Consider the following 7,777-nt stretch of genomic DNA (forward strand, 5'->3'; position numbering starts at 1 on the left):
CGGGTACGCCCACGCGCACGGCCCGGGCGGCGACCGCCACAGCGACGACCACGACAACGGCGACCACCGGCACGACAACGACCACGGCGACGGGCACGGCCACGACCACGGACCGGCGCACGACGAAGACCCCGCGCCGCGCGGCCGTTCCCGCGGCCGCCCCCACCACTGATCCCGAGGAAGGGGAGTACCACCGTGTCCGGTGGCGCCAACTACCTCTACGACGAAGGCTCCGTAGAGATCAACGCCGGCCGCCGCAAGGCAAGGGTCACCGTCTCCAACACGGGCGACCGCGCGATCCAGGTCGGCTCGCACTACCACTTCTTCGAGGCCAACCGCGCCCTCGACTTCGACCGCAACGCCGCGTACGGCATGCACCTCGACCTCCCCGCCGGCACCGGCGTGCGCTTCGAGCCGGGCGACACCCGGGAGGTCGGACTCACCGCGTACGGCGGCCACGGCCGGCTGATCGGCTTCAGCTCGCTCGTCGACGGCGGCCTCGGCTCCGCCGACACCCGCGTCCGGGCGCTGCGCCGGGCCGTCGAACTCGGTTTCAAGGGCGCCCGCATCGAGGACGTCCACGCCGGGGGCGGGGACAGCACGGGCGAGGACGGCAAGGGCGAGGACGGCAGGAAGAAGCACAAGACCCACAAGAAGGGCGAGAACTGATGGCCGTCCTGAGCCGCAAGCAGTACACCGACCTGTTCGGTCCGACCGTCGGCGACCGCTTCCACCTGGCGGACACCAACCTGGTCGTCGAGGTCGAGAAGGACCACAACGAGGGCCACTACGGTGACGAGGCCGTCTACGGCGGCGGCAAGGGCATCCGCGACGGCATGGCCCAGGACCCGCAGGCCACCAACGCGCAGGGCGCCCTGGACCTGGTCATCACGAACGTGGTGGTCATGGACGCGATCCTGGGCGTGGTCAAGGGCGACCTCGGCGTCAAGGACGGGTTCATCGCCGGGCTCGGCAAGGCCGGCAATCCGCACACCCAGTCCGGGGTCCACCCCAAGCTGGTCATCGGCCCCGGCACCGAGGTGATCTCGGGCGAGCACCTGATCGCCACCGCCGGCGGCGTCGACACGCACATCCACTTCATCTCCCCGCAGCAGGCCGAGCACGGGCTGTCCAACGGCATCACGACGCTGATCGGCGGCGGCACCGGTCCGTCGGACGGCACCAACGGCACCACGTGCACGCCGGGTCCGTGGAACATCGGCCGGATGTACCAGGCGGTCGAGGACCTGCCGGTCAACGTCGGCCTGCTGGGCAAGGGCAACGGCTCGCTGCCGGGCGCGCTGATCGAGCAGGTCGAGGCGGGCGTCTGCGGCCTGAAGGTGCACGAGGACTGGGGCAGCACCCCGGCCGCGCTGCGCAGGGCGCTCGACGTGGCCGACGCGTACGACGTCCAGGTCGCGGTGCACACCGACACCCTGAACGAGTCCGGCTTCTTCGAGGACACCCTCTCGGCCGTCGACGGGCGCACCATCCACACCTTCCACACCGAAGGAGCGGGCGGCGGCCACGCCCCCGACATCATGCGGGTGGCGGGCGAGCCCAACGTGCTTCCGTCGTCCACCAATCCGACGCTGCCCTACACCGTGAACTCGGTCGACGAGCTCCTCGACATGGTGATGGTCTGCCACCACCTCTCGCACGACATCCCGGAGGACGTCTCCTTCGCCGACTCGCGCGTGCGCGTCGAGACGATCGCCGCCGAGACCGTGCTGCACGACGAGGGGGTCATCTCGATCTTCTCCTCCGACTCGCAGGCCATGGGCCGCATCGGCGAGACCTGGACCCGCGCCTTCCAGACCGCGCACCACTGCAAGGACCGGCGCGGCAAGCTCGACGGCGACACCGAGCGCAACGACAACTTCCGCGTGCTGCGCTACCTGGCCAAGATCACGATCAACCCGGCCGTCGCCTCGGGCACGGCCGACCACATCGGCTCCCTGGAGCCGGGCAAGCTCGCCGACATCGTGCTGTGGCCGATCCACTCCTTCGCCGCGAAGCCGAAGATGGTCATCAAGGGCGGCCTGATCAACTGGGCGCTGATGGGCGATCCGAACGCCTCGCTGCCGACCCCGCAACCGGTGTACTACCGGCCGATGTTCGGGGCGTACGGCAAGGCCAGGCAGGCGACCCGCGTCTCCTTCATGTCGCGGGCCGCGATCGATCTGGGCGTACCGCGGCAACTGGGCCTGGACAGCAGGGTCCTGCCGGTCGGGCACTGCCGTACGGTCGGCAAGCAGCACATGGTCCGCAACGACGCGCTGCCCGCGATCACGGTGGACCCGGAGACGTACAAGGTCAGCCTGGACGGGGTGCCGGCCACCATCGAGCCGGCCCGCGAACTGCCGCTGAACCACCTGTTCTACCTGGCATGAGCGGCGACCCTGCCGGCATGAGCGGCATCCCGTCCGGCACCAGCGGCATCCCTGCCGACGGCGCCGCGAACCCGCCCGGCGTCACGCCGGTCCGGGCCCTGCTGGTCAGCCTCCAGCTGACCGACTCGGCGTTCCCCAGCGGCTTCTACACCCTCTCGCACGGTCTGGAGGCCTACGCCCAGGCCAAGGCCGTGACCCCGGAGGGCGTGCCGGAGCTGCTGGCCGACCTGCTGCGGCATTCGGTGGGCCCCTCCGACGCCACCGCGCTGGCGCTGGCCCACCGGGCCGCGCTGGCGGGTGACTGGGAGGCGCTCGCCGAGACCGACCGGCGGCTGCACGCGACCAAGCTGAACGAGGGGCTGCGCCGCGCAGCCACCCGAACCGGCCGCCAGCTGCTGGACATCGCCCGCGAGTGCGTGGGCGGCGAGCCGCTGGAGCGGTACGCCTCGCTCGTCGCCGCCAAGCGGGCTCCCGGCTCGCAGGCGGTGGCCGCCGGAGTTGCGTACGCGGCTGCGGGCGTCGGGGCCGAACAGGCCGTCGTCGGCGACCTGTTCGCGTACGCGGCCAGCTTCACCGGCGCCGCGCTGCGGCTGCGGCTCACGGACCACCGCAGGGCCCAGGTGGTCCTGCGGGACATCGCGCCCGTCATCGAGGAGGTGGCGGGGGCGGCCCTGCGGCGCGAACTCGCCGATCTCGGCGGGTGCGTTCCGATGGCCGACGTTATGTCGGGCCGTCACGAACGGGCCGAGGCCCGGCTGTTCGCCACTTGAACCCTTCCCTCCGGCATTGCTTCCAGAAGGTGCGTGACTGTTGATGAACGAGGACAACGTCCTGCGGGTCGGCATCGGCGGCCCCGTCGGCTCCGGCAAGACGGCGCTGATCGAGGCCCTGGTGCCGGTGCTCATCGAGCGCGGCCACCGGCCCGCCGTGATCACGAACGACATCTACACGCAGGAGGACGCCCACCACGTCCGCCGCACCCTGGCCGGGGTGCTCGACCCCGAGCGGGTGGTGGGCGTGGAGACCGGCGCGTGCCCGCACACCGCCGTGCGCGACGATCCGACGATGAACCTCGCCGCCGGCGCCGAGATGCTGGAGCGGTTCCCCGATGTCGACACCCTGCTCTACGAGTCGGGGGGCGACAACCTCACCCTGACCTTCAGCCCGGTCCTGGTCGACATGTTCCTCTTCGTCCTGGACACCGCCGAGGGCGAGAAGATGCCCCGCAAGCGGGGTCCGGGCATCACCGAGTCCGACATGCTCGTGATCAACAAGATCGACATCGCCCAGTACGTCCGCGCGGACCTCGGCGTGATGGAGCGCGACGCGAACCTCGTGCGCGACGGGCGCCCCGTGGCCCTGACCAACTGCCTGACCGGTGAGGGCCTGGAGGAGGTCGCCACCTTCATCGAGTCCTTCCGCCGGGTGCGGGCGTGAGCATCGTGGCGGCCGCCCCCGCGCCGGCGCCCCGCGTCCGGCTGGACCCCGCGCACTACGAGCCCCCGCGCGTCCCGCCGGAGGTGCTCCGGCACGCCTCGGCTCCGGACACCCTCGGTGTCGGGAGCCCCGGCAAGGTCGGCCTGCTGGAGCTGGGCTTCGAGCGGGCCGGCGGGCGCACCGAGCTGGTGCGGCACTACCAGAAGTCCCCGCTGCAGATCATGCGGCCGCTCTACTTCGACCCGCACCGCCCCGATCTGCCGGTCACCTTCCTGATGTCCACGGGCGGCGGGATCATCCAGGCCGACCGGCTGCGCACCGACCTCGGCTTCGGCCCCGGCACCTCGGCGCTCGTGACGACCCAGGCGGCCACCAAGGTCTACCGGATGGAGCACGACTACGCCGTCGCGCAGACCTTCCTGAGTGCCGGGCCGGACGCGTACGTCGAGTACCTCCCGGACCCGGTCATCCCCTACGCCGACTCGCGCTTCTACCAGCGGACGGTGATCACCGCCGACCCCGGCGCCACGGTGCTGGCGAGCGAGACGGTGCTGTCCGGCCGGCTCGCGCGCGGCGAGCGCAACGCCTACGCGGTCTTCGCCTCCGACTTCGAGCTGCGCCGACCGGACGGCGAGCCGCTCGCGCTGGACACCGTACGACTGGAGCCCGGGGGCCGCGGGGGTCGCGGGGGCTCCGGGGTCGACGGGCCCGCCGTGCTGGCCGGCCACCCTGTGACAGCCTGCTTCTTCGCCGTCAGCCCGCTCGCGCCCGCCCGGGAGCTCGCCGATCTGCTCCACGGGGCCCTGGCCGGCCGCGGACTCCCGTACGGGGTCAGCGTGCTGCCGCAGGACTGCGGGGCCTGGGTGCGGGTGCTCGGCGAGCGCACCGAGGCGGTGACCCGGGCGCTCGGTGCCGCCTGGGACGCCGTGCGGCTCAGGCTGATCGGCGTACCCGCCCCGGACCTGCGCAAGACCTGACCCACCCGCCCCGAAGGCAGCCGTCGCCCGCCGCGGTGACGACGCCCCGGCCGAAGGCGTTAAGAGCGCGTAAGGATCGAGTCGGAGGCGTGCAAAAGCGATCAGTTTCCGTACGCTCAGTCCGCGGTCGTACTAATGGCCGGATCCGAGCTGTACGACAGGAGCACCACGATGGCAGCCGCCACCGCGACCCCGACCACGCGACTGCGTGCCTGGCTGCTGGAGGGTCTCACCGACCGGCCCAAGCACTCCGGCGGGGACGGGCACGCCGCCCCGGAAGCCCACGAGGGGCGGCCGTGGTGGCGGGTGATGTGCCTGACGGGCCTCGACTACTTCTCCACGCTCGGCTACCAGCCGGGCATCGCGGCGCTCGCGGCCGGCCTGCTCTCGCCGCTGGCCACGATCGTGCTGGTGATCCTCACCCTGTTCGGCGCGCTGCCCGTCTACCGGCGGGTGGCCGAGGAGAGCCCGCACGGCGAGGGCTCGATCGCGATGCTGGAGCGGCTGCTGTCGTTCTGGAAGGGCAAGCTGTTCGTCCTGACCCTGCTCGGGTTCGCGGCGACCGACTTCCTGATCACCATCACCCTTTCGGCCGCCGACGCTACCGCGCACCTGGTGGAGAACCCGCACCTCACCAGCACCCTCGACGGCCACCAGGTGCTCATCACCCTGATCATGATCGCCCTGCTCGGCGCGGTGTTCCTCAAGGGGTTCAGCGAGGCCATCGGCGTCGCCGTGTTCCTGGTGGCCACCTACCTGGGCCTGAACGTGGTCGTCATGGCCGTCGGCCTGTGGCAGGTGATCAGCGAGCCGCACGTCATCACCGACTGGTCGAGCGCGCTGACCACCGAACACGGCAACCCGTTCATGATGATCGCCATCGCGCTCGTCGTGTTCCCCAAGCTCGCGCTCGGCATGTCCGGCTTCGAGACCGGTGTCGCGGTCATGCCGCACGTCCAGGGCGACCCCGGCGACACCCCCGACAAGCCGGCGGGCCGCATCCGCGGCACGAAGAAGCTGCTGACCACGGCCGCCGTGATCATGAGCGTGTTCCTGATCTGCTCCAGCTTCATCACCACCCTGCTGATCCCGGCGGACGAGTTCAAGGCGGGCGGCGAGGCCAACGGACGGGCGCTCGCCTACCTCGCCCACGAGCACCTGGGCTCGGCCTTCGGCACGGTCTACGACGTCTCCACGATCCTCATCCTCTGGTTCGCCGGCTCCTCCGCGATGGCGGGCCTGCTCAACCTCATGCCGCGCTACCTGCCCCGCTACGGCATGGCCCCGCACTGGGCCCGCGCCCTGCGCCCGATGGTCATCGTCTTCACCCTCATCGCCTTCCTGGTGACCTGGCTGTTCGACGCCGACGTCGACGCGCAGGGAGGCGCGTACGCCACCGGCGTCCTGGTCCTGATCACCTCGGCCGCCGTCGCCGTGACCATCGCGGCCCGCCGGGCCTCGGAGCGCGGCTGGACCATCGCCTTCGGCGTCATCTCCGCGGTCCTCGTCTACACCACCGCCGTGAACGTCGTGGAGCGGCCGGACGGCGTGAAGATCGGCGCCTGCTTCATCGCGGGCATCATGGCGCTGTCCCTCCTCTCCCGCCTCGCCCGGGTCTTCGAGCTGCGCGTCACCCACGTCGAGCTGGACGACATGGCGGCCCGCTTCATCCGCGACACCGCCAACCGCACGATCCGGTTCATCGCCAACGAGCCCGACAACCGGGACAAGGCCGAGTACCGCGAGAAGGTCGAGCAGATCCGCGCGGACAACGACATCCCGGCCGCCGACGACGTGATGTTCGTCGAGGTCACCGTCCTGGACGCGTCCGAGTTCGAGTCCGGCATGCGGGTGCGCGGAGAGGTCCTGCACGACCGCTACCGCGTCCTGACCCTGGAGAGCTCCAGCATCCCCAACGCCCTGGCCGCCCTGCTGCTCCACGTACGCGACGAGACGGGCCAGCGCCCCCACATCTACTTCGAGTGGACCGAGGGCAACCCGATGGCCAACTTCCTGCGCTTCTTCCTCTTCGGCCAGGGCGAAGTCGCCCCCGTCACCCGCGAGGTCCTGCGCGAGGCCGAACCCGACCGCGCCCGCCGCCCCCACGTCCACGCCGGCTGACCGGGCCCGGCGGCCCGCTCGCCGGCATGACGAACACTTGACGCAAGGTTGACCACTTCGGTGGCGATCGGACCGGGGAAGGTCAACTACCTTCCCCGGCATGCCCTTACACCCCCCGGCCCTGCCGGTCCTGCCCTACCGGAAGCCGACCCGCGGGCGCGACTACTGGGAACTGGACGACGTACTGCCCGATCCGGCCGCCGTACGGGAGCGCCTGCTCGCCCGGGACGACTGGACCGAGGGATACCCCCACAAGCCCGAGGCCTGGCCGGGACTCCGCTCGATGCCGGCACTGGAGCCGGACGAACTCGCCCGCGTGGAGCGGCTGGTGCTCCGGGCGACCGGAGAACGCCGGATCTGGGCGCAGCGGCCCGCCGGCGGCGGCACCTTCAACCACAACTGCGTGCAGGTCGTCGGCGAGGGCGAATGCGAGCCGCGGCCCCACACCGACTCGCGCAACCTGTGCCGGTACGCGGCGGTGCTCTACCTCAACCCCCGGGTCCCGAAGGACTGCGGCACCAGCTTCTACCGCCAGCGCCTGCCGGGCGGCTCCCTCGGCGGCAACCAGGTGGCCGCCCCGCACAACAACCTGGTCGACGCGCTGGGCACCCGCTTCGTCGCGCCGGACTCCTTCGTCGAGGACGTACGGGTCCCGCACCGGGCCAACCGGCTGCTGCTCTACTCCGCCAACCTGATCCACACCGCCACCGGCTACTGGGGCCACACCCTGGAGGACAAGCGGATGACGGCGGTGTTCTTCTGGATGGCCTGACCCCGGACCCGTCCCTTTCGGCATCGCCGCCGACGCCGACGCGGCGCGCCTCGCCGAGTCCGTGGACGCGGCCCGCT

General features: G+C 71.5%; 7 protein-coding genes. All 7 read left to right on the forward strand.

Features of this window, described 5'->3' with window-relative positions; genetic code table 11:
- The first annotated feature begins 195 nt into the window (after positions 1-195).
- The 7 genes from ACWGDE_RS33105 (at position 196) to ACWGDE_RS33135 (ending at position 7,700) form a co-directional block, all read left to right on the forward strand.
- A complete protein-coding gene (locus ACWGDE_RS33105; protein WP_453392745.1) occupies positions 196-669 on the forward strand; it encodes an urease subunit beta in 474 nt (157 codons plus the stop codon).
- The gene (gene ureC / locus ACWGDE_RS33110) at positions 669-2,393 is read left to right on the forward strand and encodes an urease subunit alpha (RefSeq protein ID WP_453392746.1); all 1,725 of its coding nucleotides are present in this window, start codon (positions 669-671) and stop codon (positions 2,391-2,393) included. The genes ACWGDE_RS33105 and ureC overlap by 1 nt, the downstream gene beginning before the upstream one ends.
- A gap of 17 nt (positions 2,394-2,410) precedes the next feature.
- On the forward strand, positions 2,411-3,163 hold the full coding sequence (locus ACWGDE_RS33115; RefSeq protein WP_453392747.1) for an urease accessory protein UreF: 753 nt from the start codon (positions 2,411-2,413) through the stop codon (positions 3,161-3,163).
- 43 nt (positions 3,164-3,206) lie between these two features.
- Positions 3,207-3,830, forward strand: a complete 624-nt coding sequence (gene ureG / locus ACWGDE_RS33120) for an urease accessory protein UreG (protein WP_453392748.1) — start codon at positions 3,207-3,209, stop codon at positions 3,828-3,830.
- A 5-nt stretch (positions 3,831-3,835) separates the two neighbouring features.
- Positions 3,836-4,807, forward strand: coding sequence for an urease accessory protein UreD (locus ACWGDE_RS33125; protein WP_453392751.1), 972 nt, complete (start codon positions 3,836-3,838; stop codon positions 4,805-4,807).
- Positions 4,808-4,978: 171 nt separating this feature from the next.
- A complete protein-coding gene (locus tag ACWGDE_RS33130) occupies positions 4,979-6,928 on the forward strand; it encodes an amino acid transporter (protein WP_453392749.1) in 1,950 nt (649 codons plus the stop codon).
- A 100-nt stretch (positions 6,929-7,028) separates the two neighbouring features.
- Positions 7,029-7,700, forward strand: coding sequence for a DUF6445 family protein (locus tag ACWGDE_RS33135; protein ID WP_453392750.1), 672 nt, complete (start codon positions 7,029-7,031; stop codon positions 7,698-7,700).
- The last annotated feature ends 77 nt before the right edge of the window (positions 7,701-7,777 follow it).

Source organism: Streptomyces sp. NPDC054956, assembly GCF_053609185.1.

Excerpts from the sequence above, each read along its gene's own strand:
- ureC (WP_453392746.1), top strand. The coding sequence starts at position 669 with ATGGCCGTCCTGAGCCGCAAGCAGTACACCGACCTGTTCGGTCCGACC.
- ACWGDE_RS33115 (WP_453392747.1), top strand. The coding sequence starts at position 2,411 with ATGAGCGGCATCCCGTCCGGCACCAGCGGCATCCCTGCCGACGGCGCC.
- ureG (WP_453392748.1), top strand. The coding sequence starts at position 3,207 with ATGAACGAGGACAACGTCCTGCGGGTCGGCATCGGCGGCCCCGTCGGC.
- ACWGDE_RS33130 (WP_453392749.1), top strand. The coding sequence starts at position 4,979 with ATGGCAGCCGCCACCGCGACCCCGACCACGCGACTGCGTGCCTGGCTG.
- ACWGDE_RS33135 (WP_453392750.1), top strand. The coding sequence starts at position 7,029 with ATGCCCTTACACCCCCCGGCCCTGCCGGTCCTGCCCTACCGGAAGCCG.